At 64.3% G+C, this 21574-nt stretch carries 12 protein-coding genes; 5 read left to right on the forward strand and 7 right to left on the reverse strand.

Annotated elements, in window-relative coordinates:
* Positions 1-136: 136 nt before the first annotated feature.
* Genes FTO74_RS10380 through FTO74_RS10390 form a run of 3 tightly spaced genes read right to left on the reverse strand, consistent with a single transcriptional unit; the run spans position 137 to position 3505 of the window.
* Positions 137-556, reverse strand: a complete 420-nt coding sequence (locus FTO74_RS10380; protein ID WP_162538083.1) for a prepilin-type N-terminal cleavage/methylation domain-containing protein — start codon at positions 554-556, stop codon at positions 137-139.
* A complete protein-coding gene (locus tag FTO74_RS10385; protein WP_162538084.1) occupies positions 550-1020 on the reverse strand; it encodes a type II secretion system protein in 471 nt (156 codons plus the stop codon). Before FTO74_RS10385 ends, FTO74_RS10380 begins: the two co-directional genes overlap by 7 nt.
* Before the next feature lie 13 nt (positions 1021-1033).
* On the reverse strand, positions 1034-3505 hold the full coding sequence (locus FTO74_RS10390) for a cohesin domain-containing protein (protein WP_162538085.1): 2472 nt from the start codon (positions 3503-3505) through the stop codon (positions 1034-1036).
* A gap of 410 nt (positions 3506-3915) precedes the next feature.
* Between FTO74_RS10390 and smpB the strand changes: the two genes are divergently transcribed.
* From smpB to FTO74_RS10405, 3 genes are all read left to right on the forward strand, one after another.
* Positions 3916-4455, forward strand: a complete 540-nt coding sequence (smpB, locus tag FTO74_RS10395) for an SsrA-binding protein SmpB (protein WP_162538086.1) — start codon at positions 3916-3918, stop codon at positions 4453-4455.
* A 118-nt stretch (positions 4456-4573) separates the two neighbouring features.
* On the forward strand, positions 4574-6088 hold the full coding sequence (locus FTO74_RS10400; RefSeq protein ID WP_162538087.1) for a leucyl aminopeptidase: 1515 nt from the start codon (positions 4574-4576) through the stop codon (positions 6086-6088).
* A gap of 42 nt (positions 6089-6130) precedes the next feature.
* A complete protein-coding gene (locus FTO74_RS10405) occupies positions 6131-6505 on the forward strand; it encodes a response regulator (protein WP_162538088.1) in 375 nt (124 codons plus the stop codon).
* Between the two features lie 282 nt (positions 6506-6787).
* Here the strand turns inward: FTO74_RS10405 and FTO74_RS10410 are convergent, their stop codons facing one another.
* Complete coding sequence (locus FTO74_RS10410; RefSeq protein WP_162538089.1) at positions 6788-8794, reverse strand: DALR anticodon-binding domain-containing protein; 2007 nt, start codon at positions 8792-8794, stop codon at positions 6788-6790.
* 189 nt (positions 8795-8983) lie between these two features.
* Here FTO74_RS10410 and FTO74_RS10415 point away from each other — a divergent pair, with 189 nt between their 5' ends.
* Positions 8984-10546, forward strand: coding sequence for a DUF6798 domain-containing protein (locus FTO74_RS10415; protein ID WP_162538090.1), 1563 nt, complete (start codon positions 8984-8986; stop codon positions 10544-10546).
* 80 nt (positions 10547-10626) lie between these two features.
* Here FTO74_RS10415 and FTO74_RS10420 read toward each other — a convergent pair whose 3' ends face one another.
* The 3 genes from FTO74_RS10420 to FTO74_RS10430 all read right to left on the reverse strand — a co-directional run bounded on the left by FTO74_RS10420 (position 10627) and on the right by FTO74_RS10430 (position 18875).
* Positions 10627-15870, reverse strand: a complete 5244-nt coding sequence (locus FTO74_RS10420) for a cellulose synthase subunit BcsC-related outer membrane protein (protein WP_162538091.1) — start codon at positions 15868-15870, stop codon at positions 10627-10629.
* 167 nt (positions 15871-16037) lie between these two features.
* Entirely contained in the window at positions 16038-17234 is a 1197-nt protein-coding gene (bcsZ, locus tag FTO74_RS10425) for a cellulose synthase complex periplasmic endoglucanase BcsZ (RefSeq protein ID WP_255462181.1), read from the reverse strand.
* A gap of 57 nt (positions 17235-17291) precedes the next feature.
* The gene (locus FTO74_RS10430) at positions 17292-18875 is read right to left on the reverse strand and encodes a cellulose synthase operon protein YhjQ/BcsQ (RefSeq protein WP_162538092.1); all 1584 of its coding nucleotides are present in this window, start codon (positions 18873-18875) and stop codon (positions 17292-17294) included.
* A gap of 493 nt (positions 18876-19368) precedes the next feature.
* Between FTO74_RS10430 and glgX the strand changes: the two genes are divergently transcribed.
* Entirely contained in the window at positions 19369-21552 is a 2184-nt protein-coding gene (gene glgX, locus FTO74_RS10435; protein ID WP_162538093.1) for a glycogen debranching protein GlgX, read from the forward strand.
* Positions 21553-21574 lie beyond the last annotated feature (22 nt).

The following is a 21574-nucleotide window of genomic DNA, read 5'->3' on the forward strand; positions in this document are numbered from 1 at the left end:
CCGATTCTGGTCGAGACGCTTCCCGGCGTTTGGACGCGGCTCCCTGCCCGTTTAGACGGAGCAGAACAGTTGCTGGACGCAGTATGCGCCTTTTCATGAGCAACCGCCAGAGCAGATTATCAAGAATCTATTCGCACTACCAGCTATTGTACGAGCTGCCGTCTGTCGAGATATCCTGCGCGCCAGAGTGTACGTCGTCGATTCCCGGCTGCGTCTGGTCAATACTCATCAGCGTGTCGGTCTGCGAGGTCTGCCAGGTGTCGTTCCGGTGCGTGATCGGGTCTACCGGCATTGCCTTCAGGTAACCCGCCTGCACCAGGTCATCCAGAGACTGCGGCGCTTTCTGCTTGTCGTAGGTGTAGCTGTCGATGGCTCCACGCAGCGTGTGAAGGTCTTCGCGCAGAACAGCTTCTCGCGCAACCTTCACGTTATGCGTGAAGGATGGAATCGCGATCGCCGACAGCAGCGCGATGATCGTCATCACGATCATCAACTCGATCAGCGTAAAGCCATCTGCGCCGCTACTCTCCCCGAATTGTGCCTTCGTCCTCACCATGTCGAGTACTTCGTCCCGTCCAACGCCGTTCCGCTGCTCTTGCTATGCACATCGAAGACGTTCTGCCCGCCCCACGAGTCCGACTCAGGATCGTCCTGGTTCGCCCGCAGGCTCCACTCCGCATTGCCTGTCATCGGGTCCACCGGAATCTTGCGCAGAAACTTCACCTTCTTGGTCTGAATCTCGACCCCCGTCACCAGCGTCTCGAGATCTGGCGGATAGTTGAACGAGTCCGCCTTGGTCTGCATCCCGCCCTTGTCCGCCGCGTCCTTGTAGTGGTCGATGGCGTCCCGCAGCATCCAGAGGTCGGCCCTCAGCTCCCGCTCCTTCACCCGCTTCACCTGAAACCTGGCGATCGGCAGCGCCGCCGTCGCCAGGATCGCCACGATGGAGACCGTAATAATCAGCTCCACCAGCGTCAGGCCTGCATCGTCTCTCCCCCGTCCTTTGCCTGGTCCGGTCATCTTCACTGCCCCGTCACTTCACATGCACCACAGCCTGCGATCCTACCGCCGGCAGACTGGCCTGGGCGCTATCCCGAGCCCCGACCTTCACCAGAGTGATGTTCGAGTCACCCGCACCGACCGCCTTGAAGGTCAGCGTGCACACCGACCCATCACCCGTAACGCCCGGTGTATTCGGCGGCCGAGAGGTGGAGATCGTCACCAGCCCGTTGCCCTCGTCACGGTGGACGATGGAGACCGGCTGATTTCCCTTGGCCAGGAAGCCACCCGCATCCACGTTCACCAGTTGCAGCACCTTCGGGTCGAACTGCATCTGCAACGGCACCGAGAAGACATCGCGCCCATGATCCAGCGTGACCGCAACCTGGAAGGTACTGCCCACGCCCTGGCTCGAGTTCGCCGGAGTGACCCCGAAGCTAACCGGCTGCGCGCCCGGAGCGGTCCCAATCGCCGCCGCAGCCGCTCCCGCAGCCGACGATGGAGGAGCCACTGCCACCGGAGCCGCCGGGTTATTCCTCGACAGAGCCTTTGTCCCGGGGAGCATCGCCGCCGCCGCATCCGCCGCAGTTACCGAGCCAACCGGCCGCTGCGCCGAAGGAGTCACGTTCTCGCCGACGGTATTGCCCGGCAGCACGCCCGTATTGGCCACAGCGCTGCGCCGCAGCTCAATCGCCTGCCCCGTGCCGGTGTCGATCGCACCCGTATTCGCCCGCGTCAGCACCGACTCGCGCACGATATGCGGGATCAGCAGGAAGACGATCTCGTCGCGCTGCACTTCCTTGTTCTGTGAGGCGAAGAAGAACTTGAAGAACGGCAGCTCGCCCAGCCCCGGCGTTCCGCTCACATTGTTGTTGTCCTGCCGGGTCAGCAAGCCAGCCAGGATGCTGGGCTCGCCCTCTTTCAACTGGATCGTCTGCTCGCTCACGCGCTGCGAGATGATCGGCTCGGTCACGCCCGAGATGGTCTGCGTACCGCTCTCGGACGAGACCTCGATCTTCAGTTTCAGCGTAATCTCCCGGTCATAGTGCACCGTCGGCGTCAGGTCGATGTTCACGCCCACGTCCAGGTAGGTGAACTGCGTCTGCACGCCCAGCGAGGCCGAGGTCGAGAGCGTCGAGCTGTACGAACCAGTCGCAACGGGGATCTTCGATCCGATCTTGAGCGTGGCCCGCTGCCCATCGGAGGAGCGGATGCGCGGGTTCTGCAGGATACGCGTATCCGTATCGGTCAGCAGCGCGTTCAGGGTTCCGCCGGTGATCGACACGGCGAAGTTGGTCGCGTTCAGGTGCGCCAGATTGTTCAGCGTCAGACCTGATGTGTTCGTCGTGGTATTCGTCGTTCCATCGTTGGTCGAAGAAGAGCCTGAGCTGGAATTGTTGACGTTCGCATTACTAGCCTGCGGAGTTAGCCCGATGGACTGCGGCAGCGTGATACCCAGGTTGCGAATCCTGTCCCGATTCACCTCGAGCACGGCCACATCCACGACTACCTCGGCCTTCGCCCGGTCGAGGTCGTTGATGATCTTCTGCGCCAGCAGCAACTGGTCCGGCGTCGCGCGCAGCACCAGCGCATTCTGGCTCGGTACAAGGTAGATCTTCGTGCTCGGGTCCAGCAGGTTACGCACTGCCGTCTGCACTTCATTACCATCGCTCGCCTGCGACGAGTTCGACAGGTAGAAGGTCTGCACCGCCATCTCGTCGAGATCGGTGCGCTTGGTGCGCGTGTTCTGCGCGATAAAGATAGTATTCGCCGTGATCGGCTTGTAGAACGTGCCCGAGATCGTTCCGATGATGCGCAACGCGTCCGACAGCGAGACATTGGTCAGATCGACCGGAATCCGCTTCGAGTTATAGTCCGGGTCGAAGAGCACATTCAGGCCCGCCAGTTTCCCCACGGCCTGATAGATCACCTTCACGTCCTCGACCATGTGCAGCGTGATGGGATCGTTGCTCACCGGCTGCAGCTCCACCGGACCGGCCAGCGAGCCAATGCTCCTGAGCAGATCGCTTCGCTGCTGCATCTGCTCCATCGCCGCCGCCGCGCCCGCCGGGGAAGGAGACGCGGGAGGTTGCTCCCGCTGCGTCTGTTCGATCTCTTGCTGTGCGGCCTGGTCACTCGGATCAATCTGCAGGGCGCGCATGAACTCGGTGATCGCGCCCGCGTAGTCGCTGCTCTGCCGCAGCGTGCGGCCCCGGCCCACGTGCTGCGCCGCCGCCATCCCGCGCATCCGCTCCAGCCGCGCCTTGTAGCGCATATCCTTGGGAGCCTTCAGGTTCGCCTGACGATAATCCTCAAAAGCCGCGTCGTAGTTCTCCCGCACCTCGGCGTCCAACCCGCGCTTGTTCCACTTGCTGGCCGACTGCGCCTGGGCCTTGGACCCCACCGTCCCCAGCACCACCAGCAAAAACAAGCCCAGCATCGCCCCAACCCGCGACCCTGCCCGAACCTTCCAGCCACCCCAACCCTGCGCTAACCCACGGATCATTCTAAGTCTGTTCGCTTTCTCTGTTCTTGCCGGAGTCTCCGCCGCACCACAACCGTACACCGCCGAAGCACTGCTGCCGGGAACCTCAATAGGACTTGCCTGGGAATAGCCGAAAGAGGAGTGGCCGAAAAAGCCGTCAGGCGAGCATCTCCCCCGCTGCTTCGGCTCCCGCGAGTATAGCATTCCGGTCACTGCAACCCCCTCCCTTAAGTCCTTCAAAGACACCGCCAATCCCTATCTGTCGAGCGTATGCCGAGCCCGGCCTGCCCACTCGCCGGTGCCCTGCAACCCCTGTATTTTCCGTCTGCTGGAGTTTAGACGGCAGCCGCGCCGATGGGTGAGTCCGGATTACGCCTCCAACCGGTCAAGAATCGGGTGACCTTTGTACCGCGTGTTAAAATTGAAAGTTCATGGCCCGCGCTGCAACCATCCCGACCGTAGCCCATCAGCCCAAACCTGTCGTCAAGGAGAAGGACCGCGATCCTGTCGCTGCCGGTAAGCGAGATGCCTCCTTCAACCGCTCCGCCAGCTTCAACTACTTCCTCACGGACAAGTACGAGGCCGGTGTCGCCCTGCGCGGCACCGAGGTAAAATCCATCCGTGAAGGCAAGGCTAACCTCAAAGACGCCTATGGTTTGCTGAAAGATGGAGAATGTTTTCTGCTCAATGCCCATATTGGGCCTTTTTCCCACGGCAACGCCATGAACCACGATTCTCTGCGCACCCGCAAGCTGCTGCTGCACAAGCTGGAGATCCGCAAGCTGGAGGCGGCCACGCGGCAGAAGGGCTTCACGCTGATCCCGGTCCGGCTGTACTTCCGCAACGGCCGGGTCAAGTGCGAGCTGGCGCTGGCCAAGGGTAAGCAGGAGTACGACAAGCGCGCCACGGAGCGGAAGCGCGAGGCCGATAACGAGGCCAAGGCGGCCATCGCCCGCAGCCAGCGCCGCTAGCCTTTCACGCGAAGCGTCCAAAACAGTACGAAGCACCGCCCGTCCGGCGTGAGGACGCTTTTGCCGTTGCTTTTAAGGAATAACCATCCCCTCCATCTCTTCGGGTTACGATATCCCCATGGACACCAGACTGGTCTTTCAGGACGCCGCCACCCTCGCCACCCCCATGCTTACGGTCTTCGCAGTCGATAGCTCCACCGGCAAGGACTCCGACCCACTCCCCACGCTCCTGACCGCCTCCAGCGCCATTACCTCCGCCGTCTCTGCCCTGCTGGCCACCGGCGAGTTCAAATCCGGCCTCTGCGAGACGCTCCTCGTCCACGCGCCCGCCGGTCTCGCGGCCCAGCGCCTCCTCCTCATCGGCCTCGGCAAGGCCGGTTCGCTCACGGTAGACGAGCTGCGCAAGGGCGCAGGAGCCGCCGTCCGCTTCGCCAAGCCCCGCGTCATCCGCGACCTCGCCATCGTCTTCCCCGAACCTCTGACGCTGCCCGCACAGCTCTCCGCCCGTGTGTTAGCCGAAGGAGCCGAACTGGCCGAGCGCGACTACGACACCTACAAGAGCGAACCGAAGGACAAGTCGGTCCACTCCGTAACCCTCATCGCCGGAGCCAACAATCAGGCCGCAATCGAGGCCGGATTCGCTGAGGGCCTCATCCTCGCCAACGGCCAGAACTTCGCCCGCTCACTGGTCAACGAGCCGGGCAACATCCTGCCGCCGACCACTCTCGCAGCCCGCACCAAGGCCATGTGCGACGAGGTCGGCCTCCACTGCGAGGTCTTCTCCACGGCCAAGCTCGAAGAGCTGAAGATGGGCGCGTTTCTCGCCGTAGCGCAGGGTTCGGAGCAGCCCCCGGCCCTTATCGTGATGACCTACACGCCCGCAGCCCCGCAGGTTGAAGGAGCGCCCGTCATCGGCCTCGTCGGCAAGGGCATCACCTTCGACACCGGCGGCATCTCCCTGAAGCCTGCCGACAACATGGAGAAGATGAAGTACGACATGGCCGGTTCCGCCGCCATGATCGGGGCGATGCGCGCCATCGCCCAGCTCAAGCCCAACGTGAAGGTCGTCAGCGTCATCTGCTCGGCCGAGAACATGCCCGACGGCAAGGCCTACCGTCCCGGCGACGTGCTCACCGCCATGAGCGGCAAGACCATCGAGGTCATCAACACCGACGCCGAGGGCCGCCTGGTCCTGGCTGATGGCCTCCACTACGCCAAGACCCTTGGCTGCACCCACCTCATTGACGCCGCCACCCTCACCGGAGCCTGCGTCGTCGCGCTCGGCAACCACTTCGCCGGACTCTTCGCCAACGACGAGGCGACGTGGCAGAACTTCCAATCCGCCACCCCCATCTCGGGCGAGAAGTTCTGGCGCCTGCCCATCTCGCCCGAGTACCGCGAGCAGATCAACAGCGCCATCGCCGACATGACCAACACCGGTGGACGCGGCGGCGGAGCCTGCACCGCCGCCGCCCTGCTGCACGAGTTCGTCGGCGACACCCCCTGGATTCACCTCGACATCGCCGGAGTCGCGTGGAACGACGAGCAGAAGCCGTGGATCGCCAAAGGCCCGACCGGCATGGCCGTCCGCTCCATTGTCGAGTGGGTCCGGACCTACAGCCAGGCCAACTGAAGCAGCTAAACTTTCAGCAATGAGATTCTCGCCCGGAGGCCCATGAGACTCGAAGATGCGACGGTGCTTCTCGTCGATGATCTCCCGACTCTGCGCGAGCTGTTCGCCCTCTGGCTCACCCGTTGCGGATGCGCCGTCCTTACCGCGAAGGACGGCGCCGAGGCCATCCGGCTCCTGACAACGCAGCGGGTGGACGCCATTCTCAGCGACATCAGTATGCCCGTCATGGATGGGGTCACTCTCGCTGTCTGCATCCGCGCACTCCAACTGACGACGCCACTGCTGCTTTTCTCGGGCGGCGAGCTTGAGGCCGCCGAACTCCAGCGCATCCGTGCCCTGGGAATCGAGACCATCCTCACCAAGCCGATCAACCGTCAGGCCCTCATCGCAGAGCTGGAGCGCGTTCTAAGCTCCTAAGCCACAGCAAACCGAAAAGTTACTTCTGCGGTTGCAATTGCCTTTGTCGTTGCCTGTCCTTTTGGTTGTCATTCAGGAGCGAAGCGGAGGAATCTGCTTCTGCCATTGCCTTTGCCTTGGCTTTTGCGGTTGTTTCTGGGGTAGGTCCGGGCTTTAGCCCGGACATCTAAACCCTCCACCAAAGCGGGCTTTAGCCCCCGAGGTTTAGCTTTCTTCACTCGGCCAAAAATACGAATGCCCCACACCTCGACTCCGAAGCATGGGGCACACAACTCACTCCCTCTACATCACTGCCGGAGCCTCAATCCCCAGATACCCCAGCGCCCGAACCATCTCCCGCCGAGCCACCGCCGCCGTAGCCAGCAGCAACGCCCTCCGAGCCTCATCCGTCTCATTCAGAACGTGATACCGGTGGTAGAAGTTATTGAACTGCTGCGCCATCTGGAACGCATACTTGGCCAGGTGTGCAGGCTCCGCCGTGGCGATGCAAAGCTCGATCACAGTGGTCAGCCGCGAGGCCATCAGCCACGTCTCCCACAACCCGCCGCCCTCTTCCGCATCGAGCATCCCGGCCAACCCCGGCAGCCCCGCAACCGCCGCCAGAGCCTCCTCCTGCGTAGTCCCGGACTTACGGAAGATATTCGCCGCCCTCACAATCGCATACTGCACATACGGCCCGGTCTCGCCCTCAAAGCTCAACGCATCCTTGAAGTCGAACGCTATGATCGTGTTCCGGTTGAATCGCAGCATAAAATAACGCAGCGCACCCACGGCAATCTGCGTCGCCGTCAGCAGCCGCTCGGCCTCGTCCAGCTCCGGATGCCGCGCGTCCACCTCGGTCTTCGCCGCTGCGGTCAGCCGATCCAACAGATCGTCGGCCTTCACGCCCAGGCCCTTGCGCCCGCTCACCTCGATGAACGGCCGAGCCTTATCCTCTTCCGCAATCGTGTACCCCAGTTCGATCGCGCAACGCGGCGTCAGCGCCACCTTCTCGTACGAGAAGTGCGTGTAGTGATCGGCAGCTTCGGTGAACCCCATCCCCCGCAGCGCGGCGATCACGTTGTTCTGAGGGTCCGACTGGCTGGAGTCGATGACGTTATAAACATAATCCGCCCGCGCAAACACGGGATGATCCGGCACTCCGCTCGGCGTGGAAATCCAGCACGTATGCTCCGGATACTCCTTGAACGGCTCGTACCCGAAGTCCTTGCCCTCGAGCAGCCCGAACTTCCAGAGGTGATACGCAATGTCCTTCCCGACATACGTCACCGTGCCGTTCGAGCGCACGATCACCTTCGCATCCTCGTCCGGCCCGTCGCTCGCGGCCTCTTCGCCGTTGGCCCGCTTCATCACCCAGCAGCCCTTGTTCTTACCCTCGGTCTCCTGGTACAGCACGCCCTTCTCGATCATCAGCTCCCGCGCCGCATCCCAGAAGTGCAGCGTCAGAATCTCCGACTCGCGCGGCAAAAAGTCGTACTCGATCCCCAGCCGCAGCATGGTCTCAAGATGACGCCGAAGCACTCCGGTCGAGATCAGCTCCGCAATCTCGGCGATCTCGTTGCCGCCGGTCTCGAGCGCGTGCAGCGTATCCAGCCGCACCTGCTTACGCGCCGCAGCCTCAGCCGCATCCGCCGTGTACCACTGCGAGACCCGCGCGTACAGATCCCAGCAGTAGAAGTCGAGCCGCTGATTGGTCTCGATCAGCTCGGTCAGAAGCCCGCGCACATCGTCGAGATTCATCCCTAGCAGCTTCGTAAATCCAACAACAACATCGGCCACCTGCACGCCGGTGTTGTCGATGTAGTTCTGCACCCCGACCTCGTAGCCGCGCTTGTAGGCATCGGGCCGCAACAGGCGCTGGAAGGTGTCGCCCAAAATAGCGTTGCGCAGGTGGCCGATGTGCGCGGCCTTGTTGGGGTTGATGCTCGTATGCTCGACCAGCCGGAAGCCCGACCCGCCGATCTCGGCGTGCTCATCGGCGGCCAGACGCACCACCGTGGCCGCGCGGTCCAGCTTGATGTTCAGATAGCCCGCACCCGCGATCTCGACCGCAGCCACACCCGGCACACTGGCCAGATCGGCCCGCAGCGCCTCGGCCAGCTCCGTCGCAATCGCCCGCGGAGCCTTGCGCAGCCGCTTGGCCAACTCGAAGGCCACGGGCAGCGCCAGTTCGCCGAGCGCGACGTTAGGCGGCTGCTCGATGGCGAGCTGCGACAGCTCGACCCCGTACTGAGCGAGCAAAATTGCCTGGATGCGAAGAAGAAGAGACTGCTGAACTGTGCGATACATGCGTGCGATTCACCGTACTACGAAGATTGGAAGTACCGATTTAACTCTCAGGGTGTAAAGGTCAAGGACCGATCAAGGGCCGGATGACGAGGAAAATAACGTCAACGGCTTTAACCTATGACACTTAAATGAGTCTACTTGAGAGCACGCCGATGAACTAAACTTCAGCCTGAGGAACGCGCAACCGAGATGGCCACAACCGTAGTTGAAAGAATCTCGGAGACCAGCCCGGTAAGCGCCCTCGGCCAGATCTCCGCACGCGGCCCCGTCCTCGTAACCACCCTGACGCTCCTCGTGCTGATCGTCCACGGCTATCACCCCTGGTCCGAGGACGGCGGCCTCTACGCGGCGGGCATCAAGCACCTGCTGGCCCCGCAGCTCTACCCCCACCAGACCGAGTTCGTCACCGGCCATCTGCGCTTCTCGCTCTTCGCCCCGGCCGTCGCCGCGCTCACCCGCTCCAGCCGCCTGCCGCTCGACTGGGTGCTGCTGTTCCTTTATTGCGCTACCACTTGGCTCACCCTCTACGCCGCCTGGCAGCTCGCCACGCGGATCTTCACCAGTGTCCCCGCACGCTGCGGCGGCGTCGTCCTGCTGGCCTGCTGGCTCAGCCTCCCCCTCGCGGGCACAGCGCTCATGCTGATGGACCCCTATGTGACCGCGCGCAGCATCTCCACGCCGCTCAGTATCCTCGCGCTCTGCTGGGTTCTGGACGCGCTGGCTGGCGAGAGCACAAAGGCGTGGTTGCTCTGCACAGCGGCCCTGCTCCTCGCGGCCGCAGTGCATCCGCTCATGGCGGGCTACGCCATCGGCAGCGTCCTGCTGCTCGCAAGCCTCGGATCGAGCCGCCGCTTCCTGCGCCTGTGGGCCGGCTTCGCCATCGCCGCGGCTTCCCTGCTGCTGGCGCTGGCAATCCAGCTATACGCCGCGCCCGAGTCCGCCGACTACGTCCGCATCGCGATGACCCGCTACTACTGGTTCCCCGGCCAGTGGCAGTGGTACGAGCGCATCGGCCTGATCGCGCCGCTGCTGATCCTCGCCGCCCTGCTGTTATGGAAGAACCGCGCCTCCGCGGGAGCAGCCTACACCACGACGATCCGCATGAGCATCGCGCTGGGATCGCTCTCGCTGGTGATCGCAGCCCTCTTCTCTCGCGCGCGCCTAGCCACCCATACCGTCGCCCGCCTGCAACCGCTGCGCACCTTCCAGACCGTCTACATCGTGATGATTCTCGTGCTCGGCGCGACGCTGGCCGAGTACCTTCTGAAGAAGAGTCCTTGGCGCTGGGCCGTTCTAATTACTCTCGCGAGCGCCCCCATGTACATCGCGCAGCGCGCCGTCGCCCCCGCCTCCCTGCACATCGAGCTGCCTTGGCGCACCCCGCAAAACTCGTGGGTGCAAGCCTTCCTCTGGATACGCGGAAACACCCCTACCGATGCGCTCTTCGCGATGGATCCGCACTACATCACCAGCGACGGCGAGGACGCCCAGAGCTTCCGCGCCGTCGCCGAGCGCAGCACGCTGCCCGACTACTCGAAGGACGGCGGCGAGGCATCCATCACCCCGCAGCTCACCAGCGCATGGGCCGCTGGCCAGAGCCTCCAGGCCAACATCGAGCACCAGAGCGATGCCGCCCGACTCGCCACACTGGCCTCCGTCGGCGTCGACTGGATCATCCTCCGTGCGTCCTCACAGACGGCCTTTGCCTGCCCCTACCGGAACGCCGTCGTAAAGGTCTGCCGCCTGCACTGATAGAAGCAACGACAACCGCGCCCTAACGCCGGGCGGACGGCACTCCGTGCGGTTCTCGACGCTTCGCGTGAAACCCGCCCTTACGGAACCCGCACAGGCCGGAATCCATCCGTCGGGAAGAGCCCCGTCGGATAGTTTTCCGTCGGCACCTGAGGCCGGAACATGTACCGGATAAAGAACCCACCCGAGACGCTGTTGTAGTTATTCGTATTGTTCGCCGACAGGAACCCGCCCGCATACCAGTGATCCGCGATCCGATACGCGCCCTCGGCATTCAGCCCATAGTTCAGGCCCGTATCGCTGTTGGTCGGATACTGCGCGCAGGCTGCCGAGTGCGCCGTAATCCCAGCCAGCGTACAGTTCGCATTGCTCGAGAAGGCGGTCTGCAACGCCGGGTCGAGCGGGAAGAAGATCGCATTGTCCTCCGCAAAGGTCTGCAACCCGACGCTGCCCGCGATGCTGTAGTGGAAGTTCGTCTTATAGGCCCCTGTGAAGCTGACAGGAATCGCCGCCAGGAAGTACACATTCGGGCTGAAGTAGCCGCCCAGCCCGTAGCTCATGCCGCGCTCGTTATGCGCGAAGTGCGCTCCATAGAGCGTAGCCCCGACGTTGAGCTTGCCGTACGCCGGCCAGGTGTGCGCCAGGAAGTACGCCCCCATCAGGCCCTCGAACTTCGAGTTCTCGAGCGTGTGCACGCCGGTCAGGTCTGACCCGTCGGCCGAAATGTAGAACCCCGAACGCTCGTCTCCCAGGTCGAAGCGAATCCCTCCGCCGGTCGAGACCACGCCGCCCCAGATGTTGCCCCCGAAGACCGGCGTCGCCGACCCCGGATCGCGCAGACCGGCATAGGAGAGCTGCGTCTCCTTCACCGGCTGGCGCTCTCCGAAGAGCGTAAAGTGCTTGATCGGCTGGAACGACAGGCGGCCGGTCACATTGCGCACCAGGAAGTCGTACGGCGTATATCCCACGGCGGCGGCAAAGTGCTGCGTCGCCACCTGCACCTCTCCGCCCAGGCCGCTCGCGTACTGCTGCGCGGGTGTGATCGGATTCTCCAGTAGATAGCTCCCCAGCACCGTTCCCGAGCCCGTATAAACGTTCGGATCGACGGCGCCGTTGTTCAAGAAGATGGCCGTCGGGATCACCGAGAGACGCACCGAGTTGCCCAGCATCGCCGAAGCCTCGAAGGAAGTCTCAAGATCGGAGAGCCGGTCCAGCCCCACACGCCCGCTGCGATAGCGCCCATACCCCGTTCCGCCCAGCCAGCCCGAGTACGATCCCTCGAGCGCCGCCAGGTCGCGCTCGGCCTGCTGACGCTGGGTAAGCGGCAACTGCGCCGGAGCGTTGGCATCGTAGATGCCGCGCAACGGAGGCAAGTCCTTCGCCGCGAGATCAGCATCGGTAGGCGGCTGCCCCAGGAAGTACGCGGGAGCGGGCGTCGGCGCTGATGGAGGATACGACGGCGAGTACGACTGATAAGCAGGCGGCACGCCGACGCCCGGATACGTCAGCCCCGGAGCCGCCGGAGCGGCCTGTTGCGGAGCCGACGCCGGGGCAGGATTCTGAGCAGCCCGCGCCCGTCCACGCGTACGGGTAGACGGCTGCGGGGCTTGCTGTCCACTTGCCACGTACTGAGCATTGCGAGTCGGCGCATTGCTGTACTCCTCCACCGGAGGCGCGCTCACCGCAGCCTCGGAGTTCGCATTGGCCTTCTGCCGCCGTGCCGCCGCAGCCTTCGCCGCCGCGATCTCCGGGCTCCGGCTGTACGCGGTAAACTCCGGCGCGTACTGCGCCATGGGGAGGATGTCCGTCACCTCCGGCTGCACCATCGCCACCTCGACCGGAGCAGATCCCAGCCGCACCGGCGTCGGGACCGGAGATACGTACGGAACATAAGCCCCGTAAACCTCTTCGTTCTGAGCACTTTGAGGCTTCGCCATCGGCGCAGGAGCGGAGATTAACCCCGTGGGCTGCTGCGTCAGAACTCCGGGAGGCAGCGGTCTGGCCATCGTGCTCTGGGCCAGCTCACTCTGGGTGCTGGCTATGGGTGGCAGAGCCGAAGCGGCAATTGCCTGCTGCGTCAACCGGGCTATCTGCTGCCGCTCGACCTCTGCCGGACTGGGCACGCCCTCCGGCAAGCGGGACTGCGGCACTTCGGGTTCCTCGGCCTCAGCCGTGAAGAACTGCGGAATCTCCGTGCCGTCCATCGGCACCGGCGCGTCGGAGGAGGCCTGCGGAACATAGTCGCGCAGGGTCGTCCTGGCTCCGCTGTTCGTATTCACCGGCGCGGCAGCCGGGGGAGCGTAAGGCGCAGTCGCCGGATTAGACCGGTAAGAGGGCAGGTTCACGCCGCCCGAAGGATACGGATACGCCGCCGCTGGCGCAGCCGCCGGAGCGACCCCCATCTGATCGCCGAAGCTCGGCAAATAAAGCGGATCGACAGGCGGAGGTGTAACCTCAGCCGCACCGTCTACGAGTCCGGGTTGCAGCAGTGTAGGAAGATCGTGTGACTGCCTGCCGCCCACGCCGCGCCGCGTGGAAGACGGCAGCGGACGGGTCAGCTCCGCCGCCAGCTCATCGGCCGGGCCGGAGGGCTGCATCGCCTGCAGCGACGCGCGATAGTACTCAGCAGCGCGGTTGGTATCGCCCCGCGCCTGCTCAAATTTAGCCCCCAGCAGCAGCATCTGCGCGTCCTGCGGGTACTGGTTCAGCCCAAAGCGCAGCCACGTCTCGGCGTCCTTCATATCGTCCGCCGCCAGCGCCACTCCGACGGCCGCCTTGTAGTCGGCGGCTGGAGCGTTGCTCAGGTCCTGCGCCTTCCAGATGAGGATGGCCTGCTTGTTCTGCCCCGCGCTGGCATAGCCGCCCGCCAGTGCCTTCAGGACGCCCGGATTATCCGGAAACGCCCGGGCCGCCGCGTTCAGAATCTCGAGCGACCGCGCGCTGTGTCCCGAGGCTGCAGCCTGGCTGGCGCGGCGCACCGCCCAACTGGTCCAGATCGTCTGTACCGTGCGACGCTGCTCGTCGGTCAGGTCTGCACGTCCGCCGATCGTCATCAATTCGCGATAAAGGCCCTGGTCGTTGCCGCTGTTGTAGAGCAGCCACGCATTCTGAATCGAAATATCTGCGGGCGGAGCCAGCCGCTGATTGGTGTAGTACTGCTGCACCCGCGCCATGAAATTCTGTGAAGCAGCCGGTTGTCCCAGCCCCGAGTAAATCGAGCCGACGGTCTGGAGGTAGTCGACATCACCCTCCAGCCGCGCTCTCACCGGAGTAGGAATCTGTTGCACCTCGGCCAGCGCCTCGCGGTCGCGGCCCGTGCTGTGCAGCGCCGAGAGCAGCCCCTTCCAGGCATCCAGCCGCTCGGGCTCTGCCGTCAGCACCTTCTGGTAGATGGGATACGCCTGGGCAGCATTGCCGCGCAAAAGATAGATGCCCGCCAACTGAATTTCTACCGCGGTCGAGGGCTTCTGCCCTGCGGCGCTCTGGGCAGCAATCGCCCTCTCCAGAACCTCCTGGGCGACGTCCAGCCGATTCTCCCCCTGGTTGATCGAGGCCACCGTCTGGTCGAAGCCCGCATCACGCATCGCGGCGTCGTACACCGGCGGAGCCATGCTCGCGATCGTCTGGAGCGCCTGTGCATCCTGCCCCATCGCGTGCTGCACCCGCACCAGCCCCTTCCACGCGTCGATGTTCTTCGGATCTCTCTCGAGCACCTTGCGGTAGAGCGAATACGCCTGGTCCAGCCGGTTGGCCTGCACCAGTAACCCGGCAAACTGCATCTGCGTATCGCTCTCCAGCCCCTTGGCATCCGCTGGGACGGGCAGATTCAGTGCTGCCTGCAACACCTGCTGCGCATCCGCCGGGCGGCCGGAGTCCGTATAGGCCGAAGCCAGCGCCTGGAGGAAGATCGGGTCCTGCATCAACTGCGCCCGCACCGCCACTGGAATCTTCTGCTCGGTTTCGATAGCCTGCGGGGCATTGCCGCCGCCGTACTGAGCCTGAAAGAGTCCTCGCCAGGCGTGCGGAGCCTGCGGCCGAGCCTTCACGAACCCGGCAAAGACCGTCTCCGCCGCGTCATACTTCTGAGCCGTCAGCAGCGTGCCGCCCAGCGCCTCGAGGGCCTCCGGGCTTCCAGGGCGCATCATCAGCGCCTGCCGGTAGTTCTTCTCCGCCCCGGACAAATCGTTCGCCTTCACCGCGGCGGCACCGTCGGCCATCGTGTTCCAGAAGCGAGAGGTAGCCAGCGCCGCATCCAGCCCAGGGTCCTTCGCGCCGTTCGCCTTGGCCTGCGCCAGGAAGTTGATGGCCCCACCGAAGTTGGACTGCTGCATCCGGATGTAGCCCATGCCCGCAAGCGCGTTGGCGTTATTCGGATTCTCGGCCAGGCTGGCCTTGAAGTGCCTCTCGGCCTCGTCCAGATGCTTGGCGTTCAGCGCCCGGTATCCGGCCTGGTCCTCAGCCGAGCGTACCCGGTCGGCTGCCGCGCGCGGAGTCTCATGCGGCTGGTCCTTGAGCGCCTGAGCCAGTTGGGCATCCTGATGCTGTGCCAGGTAAGCCTTGATATCGGCTGCCGAGGCCGGGCTCTGCGCGTCCCACAGCAGCGCCTGCCGCAGCGCCGCAATCGCCTGCGAGTCCTTCGGATAACCCTCGAGCAGCCTGCGCCCCTCGGTCCGGGTCTTCGGGTTGTAGGTCAGGATGCGCCCCAACTGCACCTGGTAGCGCGAGTCGGAGGGAAACTTCGCCGCCAGCGCCCGCAGCCCGGCGATGGCGTGGGCGCGGCCTGCCTCGGTGGCCGCCTCGGTCTCGTAGTAGCCCAGCGCCGCGTCGCCCGGCGGCGGCTCGTTGCCGTAGATCTGGCGGTAGACCTGCATCGCCTGCTCGTACTGCCCCGCCTGCGCCAGCCTGCCGGCCTGCTGCAACAGAGTGTTGTTGTCCTTCCGGGTCTGCAGGCTCTCGGCTCGCTGGATTCCCGGATCGTTGGGGTTGATCGCCCTCAGGCGGTCGAGATACGTCTTGGCCAGAGCCTGATCCCCGTTCAGCTTGGCCGCGCGCGCCAGCCCGGCCAGGGCCTCGGTGTTCCGGGGATCGGCAAGCAGCACCTGCTGCCAGGTCTGCGACGCCATATCCATGCGTCCGCGCTGCTCCAGCGTATCTGCCTTGTCCAGCAGACCCCGCGTCGCCGACTGCCCGGCGACCTGCGCCCGTAGCGCCACGCACGCGGGCGAGAACCCGGCCAGGCCGAGCATCAGGGCCGGAGCCCATAACCGGCTCGGGGACCACGGCCGAATTGCTGTCCAGCTCAGGAGTTCAGAATGGCTCTTCATAAGGATTTCGTCGCGCTGCCTACTAGCTCTTTGCTGCTTGTCGGAATAAAGGGCTGCTGGTCTGTGGAATAGGTGAGCCATGTAGAGAGTACCGGGTTTTCCAACCGATGCCACACGTTTTCCGTCGGCGCATGATGACACTTAAAGCTCATCATTTCAATTCCTTTCTACCTCTTCCACTTAAGTTGCAGCCTGCCGTCGCGGTCGAACCGGTATCGCCCTTCGCTCCAACCTACAGAAAACAGCGCCAGATTCTGGTCGTAGTAGTCCACCCCGTGACCGTAGAGCCCGGTTCCGGTGTCCCTGGTCGCGGCCAGCCGGTCGGCCTGCACCTTCGCCTGCTCCTTCATCCCCAGCGACTCCAGAAACGGGATGACGGCAGCGGAGAAACCCGGCGGCGAGTCCGCCTGCAAGACCTTGCCCGTAGCGTCCACTTCGAGCGGCGGCGTCAGCGCCCCGCGCATATAGCCCGACATGCCCCCCAACTGCCCGAAGAGCTGCTTCAGCCCCGGAGTAGCCGGGTCCGAGATGCCCGCCCACAGGTACACCCGGATCGCGTCGTAGCTGCCCACCGGCTTCTCCGTATGCGATCCCTGCATCGCGGACGACACCACCGGCTTCAGCCCCGACGCGGTGACCGCTACCCAGTCCATCGCGTAGCCGGAGCTTGTGCCGCCCGTCACCAGCGAGGGGAAAGAGGTCTTCACCATGCTCCACGGTCCCTTGGGCATGGTCACCGCCAGGTAGGTCAGCACGGGCAGAGGAAAGTAGCTCGGGTTGGTGATCCACGTCTTCGCGTCGGGATGAAAGCCGCTTGGTCCGGCCATCAGCGTGGTCCCGAAGTTGGGCACCTCGACGACCTCCTGCTGGGCGATTCGGCTGACCAGCATCTGTCCCAGCTTGGCGTAGCGCGGCTCCTGCCACAGGCGGCCCGCCTCGAGCAGCGTATAGGCCAGCCACAGGTCGGCGTCCGTGGCCGAGCTGGGGTCCAGCGTCTTCCACTCCCCGGCGGCGTTCTTGCCCCAGTTCCAGCTCGGCAGATGCAGCGTCAGGTCTCCGCTCGCAAGGTTAGTCTCGGTCCACCCCAGCATCTTGTCGAAGCGCGCCCGATCGTTAGCGACGAGGGCAAAGAACAGCCCGTACGCCTGCCCCTCGCTGGTGGTGTGGTCGGCGGCCGAGTGGTCGATGACCCGGCCCTGAACGTCCACAAACCGCTGCGCATAGGCATCCCACAACGGCCACCCCTGCTGCTCGGCGCGGCACCCGCTGGCCGACCACGCGGCCAGCATGATGGCCAGCGCCAGCACGCCGGTCCACCACCTTCTCGAAGACTGCTGCGAAGCTCCAACTCTCTTTTCGCCCAACAAACAAAACTCCCCGGCAAACTCTCTGGCTGGTAAACATCGTTAGGGTGACTACGGCTAACTCTCGCTCCAGCGGGCCGTGCGCAAGCCCGACGATGCCAGCGGAGCGACTCCGCGCAGCCACGTCGCAATGCCCATGTAATCCTCCGACACCTGCGCCTCCGGAGCGTAATCGACCACCGTCATCCCCTCGGCCAGCGCCTCGCTGACCGCAGGAGCGCGGCGGATCACCGACGGCAGCAGACGGTCGCCCAACTGGCGGCGCAGCACCTCGCGCACGTCCAGATGCAACGGCAGCGAAGAGTCGAACTGGTTCAGCAGATAGTACGGCTCAAGCGCTCGGCCCTCGTGGTCGGTCACGCCCTGGAAGAACCGCTCCACCGCTTGCAGACTGATGACGGAGTTCATATCCGGCCCCAGCGGCACCAGCACCGTCAGGTTCATCGCGGCCAGACGGCGGATGATCCAGCCGTTCTGCGCGTTGATGTCGAAGAGCAGACGGCCCGCGCCGCGCCCGTGAGTGGCCACCGCTTCGGCTAAGAGATCCTGCGCCCGCCGGTCGCCGCCTTTGTGCTCCACGTCGTAGCTGACCAGAGAGATCGGCGCGTCGGCGCTGCCGCTGGGCGGCGAGAATGTCCTAACCACGCCGGGGCGCAGCTCCCTGGCCCCAAAGTAGTAGGGCAGCAGGCCGTCAGAGGTCGTATCGGCCAGCAGAACCTTCTCTCCCAGCGAAGACAGCGTGCGGCCCAGAGAGGCGACCAGGCTGGTCTTGCCCACGCCTCCGGACAAAGAGAAGACGGCCAGAACCGGGGTTCTCGCCTCGCGCTGGCGCAGGTGCGCCCCCTCGCCATGCTCCTGACCGGACAGACCAGGCTGATAGAGCCCCGTCTGATCGTGCCCGGCCTGATCGAAGATCCCACGTAGCGCAAACCAGCGCGACGCCACCCGCTCCCGCGAGTGTTGCAGCGTATCGGCGACCGAAGAGGCCGGAGCCTGCGCCGCACGCACCGGCTGCTGCGCGTAGAGCCACGCCGGACCGGCCAGGTCGCCACTCCGCGCACCCTCGGGGGCCGCGTGCAGATCGTAGCTGTTGGCCATCGCGGGCGATGTCGGGTCCCAGGGCGAGATCCCCGGAGCCTCGTCCGGACGATACCCCTGCGGTCTCCTGCGGCCCTCGGGCAAAAACGCCAGCCTCGCCACGCGGCTGCGATCGCTCCCCGGCTCGATCGGCGCGGGAGGCATGGAGACGGGCTGCGGTCCGGCTAGAACACCCGGCCACGCGCGGACGCGCAGATCCTCCGCGTCGGTCGTATCCTCCACGTTCCACGCCGCCTGACGCTGCGCCACGGCCATCTCGCCCGCGTCCCGGCTCTCAGGAGCCGACTGCGCCGTATTGGCAGCCCCGGTCGCAGCCCTGGCCTTCAGTTCCACCTCGAGCTGCTGCTCCACAGCCCGCTGCCGCACCGTGGCGCGGTACTCCCGGCGCGAGGCGGAGAAGTCCCGGTACTTCGCGCCGTGCATCTCGGCCGAGGAGTACAGAAGGGCTACGTCTTCGGGGGTCCCGGAGGCTTCGAGAGCCCCAGCTACCGGCTGTTCCTGAAGATTCTGAAGATCTGAAGTCTCGCCTTCAAGCTCAGGCACTCCAGAGAGTTCACGTGTCTGTTCCGTTTGCATATCAATTTACCCAAGGGTGAGACTCTTTGCCGCTCCGCCCGGATCCGTTCAGCCATAACTGCGGCGCGACGCTAGTTCTGCAGCTCAAAGATCGACTCAGAAGCTCAAAGATGCACTCACTCACAGTGCGGCCTATAGTCAACCTGAGGCCATGTCGCCCATTGGCGGAGCATGTCCAACCAGCCCATAGCCTGCCCTACACAGTCAAACTGAGGCTACGTCTCCCCAAGGGGCAAGTCAATGAAGCGACAGTAACACTTTCGTTGCAAGAATGAACAAAAAGAAGCACAGTCGCCGCCTTTGCCTGGCGATCTCCGCGAACCTCATCTTAGGCACCCTGCCCCTCCCTTCGAGCATCCATTCTTACCAGTGATTCCAACCACCACGCCGGCACAACCCAGGCTTCGAAGTTCAGGCCCGCAGTCAGTAAATCGACCGCCAAAGAGAGATCCGCACCCCTATGACTTCTGCCCAGAACGAGATTCAGAACGAACCCCAGTTTGAGTGCCAACCCCAAGCCTCCACCACCACCCCTCTCCTGCTTCCCGGCCGCCCTTACCCCCTCGGCGCCAAGGCCAATGCCAAGGGCACCAACTTCGCCCTCTACTCCGAGTTCGCCACCGGCGTCGAGCTCTGCCTCTTCGATGAAAATAATGTCCAGACCTGCTCGATCCCCCTGAGTGAGCGCACCGCCTTCGTCTGGCACGGCTTCCTGCCCGGCATCCGGCCCGGACAGCGTTACGGCTTCCGCGTCGACGGTCCCTGGGAGCCGGAGAAGGGTCTGCGCTTTAACAAGGCCAAGCTGCTCGTCGATCCCTACGCCGAGGCCATCTGCGGCCAGGTGGACTGGAAGCAGCCCATCTTTCCCTACGATGTAGCCTCGGGCGACGACACCAAACGCGATGACCAGGACTCCGCCGCCGGAGTACCCAAGGGCATCGTCATCGACCACAGCTTCGACTGGGGCTGCGACTGTCCGCCCGAGACCCCGCACTCCGAGTCCGTCATCTACGAGGTTCACGTCAAGGGCTACTCCATGCGCAACCCCATGGTGCCCGAGCACCTGCGTGGCACCTACGCCGGACTCTCCAGCGAGCCCAGCATCCACTACCTGAAGAAGCTGGGCGTCACGGCGGTCGAGCTACTCCCCGTCCACCACTTCATCGACGAAGGCCACCTCCTCGACCAGGGCCTCAGCAACTACTGGGGCTACAACACCCTCGGCTACTTCGCCCCCATGTCGCGCTACAGCTCCTGCGGCGACACCGGCGGTCAGGTCAACGAGTTCAAGCAGATGGTCAAGGACCTGCACGCCGCCGGGCTCGAGGTCATCCTCGACGTCGTCTATAACCACACCTGCGAGGGCAACGAAAAAGGCCCCATGCTCTCGCTGAAGGGCGTCTGCAACACCACGTACTACCGCACCATGGCCGACAAGCCCCGCTTCTACATGGACTACACCGGCACCGGCAACACCCTCAACGTCTACAACCCGCAGGTGCTCAAGCTCCTGATGGATTCGCTTCGCTACTGGGTCACCGAGATGCACGTGGACGGCTTCCGCTTCGATCTCGCCGCCACGCTCGCCCGTGAGCTGCACGACGTCTCCAAGCTCTCCAGCTTCTTCGACACCATCCACCAGGACCCCACGCTGGCCGACGTCAAGCTCATCGCCGAGCCGTGGGACGTAGGCGACGGCGGCTATCAGGTCGGCCAGTTCCCTGTCTTGTGGGCCGAGTGGAACGGCAAGTACCGCGACACCGTGCGCAAGTTCTGGAAGGGCAACGACGGCCAGCTCTCCGACTTCGCCTACCGCCTCACCGGCTCGTCGGACCTCTACCAGTACGACGGCCGCAAGCCCTACGCCAGCATCAACTTCATCACCGCCCACGACGGCTTCACCCTCTGGGACCTCGTCAGCTACAACGACAAGCACAACGAGGCCAACGGCGAGAACAACAAGGACGGCACCAGCGATAACGAGAGCTGGAACATGGGCGTCGAAGGCCCTACCGACGACAAGGCCATCCTCGAGATGCGCGAGCGCCAGGTGCTCAACTTCCTGTCCACGCTGCTGCTCTCTCAGGGCGTGCCCATGCTCTGCGGCGGAGACGAGGTGGCCCGCTCGCAGCGCGGCAACAACAACGCCTTCTGCCAGGACAACGAGCTGACCTGGTACGACTGGAACCTTGACGCGCCGCGACGACGGCTGATGGACTTCACCGGCAAGCTCATCCAACTGCGCCGCGCCCACCCCAACCTGCACCGCCGCAAGTTCTTCCAGGACCGCACCATCCGCGGCTCGGTCGTGCGCGACATCGCCTGGTGCAACACCGACGGCGAGGAGTTCAACGACAAGAACTGGAACGCGCAGTGGGCGCGCTCGCTGGCTCTGCTGCTCAACGGCAAGACGCTCGGGGTAACCGATGAGGACGGCACGCCACTCTGCGACGACTCCTTTCTGATCCTCATCAACGCCTTCCACGAGGGTGTCGAGTTCAAGCTGCCGCCGCCACCCGACGGCACGCCGTGGAAGCAGATTCTCAATACCGAGAACCTCGAAGATCCTTTCGCGCAACCGCCACTCGGCCCCAGCATTATCGTCGGAGGCCGTTCCCTGATCCTGCTCAGTGACGGAGCCTAACCTTCGGGAACCCATATCTCGA

The sequence above is a fragment of the Granulicella sp. WH15 genome, from assembly GCF_009914315.1.
GTDB lineage: Bacteria > Acidobacteriota > Terriglobia > Terriglobales > Acidobacteriaceae > Edaphobacter.

Coding starts and splice junctions, on each gene's coding strand:
- FTO74_RS10380 (WP_162538083.1), bottom strand. CDS start 556: ATGGTGAGGACGAAGGCACAATTCGGGGAGAGTAGCGGCGCAGATGGC.
- FTO74_RS10385 (WP_162538084.1), bottom strand. CDS start 1,020: ATGACCGGACCAGGCAAAGGACGGGGGAGAGACGATGCAGGCCTGACG.
- FTO74_RS10390 (WP_162538085.1), bottom strand. CDS start 3,505: ATGATCCGTGGGTTAGCGCAGGGTTGGGGTGGCTGGAAGGTTCGGGCA.
- smpB (WP_162538086.1), top strand. CDS start 3,916: ATGGCCCGCGCTGCAACCATCCCGACCGTAGCCCATCAGCCCAAACCT.
- FTO74_RS10400 (WP_162538087.1), top strand. CDS start 4,574: ATGGACACCAGACTGGTCTTTCAGGACGCCGCCACCCTCGCCACCCCC.
- FTO74_RS10405 (WP_162538088.1), top strand. CDS start 6,131: ATGAGACTCGAAGATGCGACGGTGCTTCTCGTCGATGATCTCCCGACT.
- FTO74_RS10410 (WP_162538089.1), bottom strand. CDS start 8,794: ATGTATCGCACAGTTCAGCAGTCTCTTCTTCTTCGCATCCAGGCAATT.
- FTO74_RS10415 (WP_162538090.1), top strand. CDS start 8,984: ATGGCCACAACCGTAGTTGAAAGAATCTCGGAGACCAGCCCGGTAAGC.
- FTO74_RS10420 (WP_162538091.1), bottom strand. CDS start 15,870: ATGAAGAGCCATTCTGAACTCCTGAGCTGGACAGCAATTCGGCCGTGG.
- glgX (WP_162538093.1), top strand. CDS start 19,369: ATGACTTCTGCCCAGAACGAGATTCAGAACGAACCCCAGTTTGAGTGC.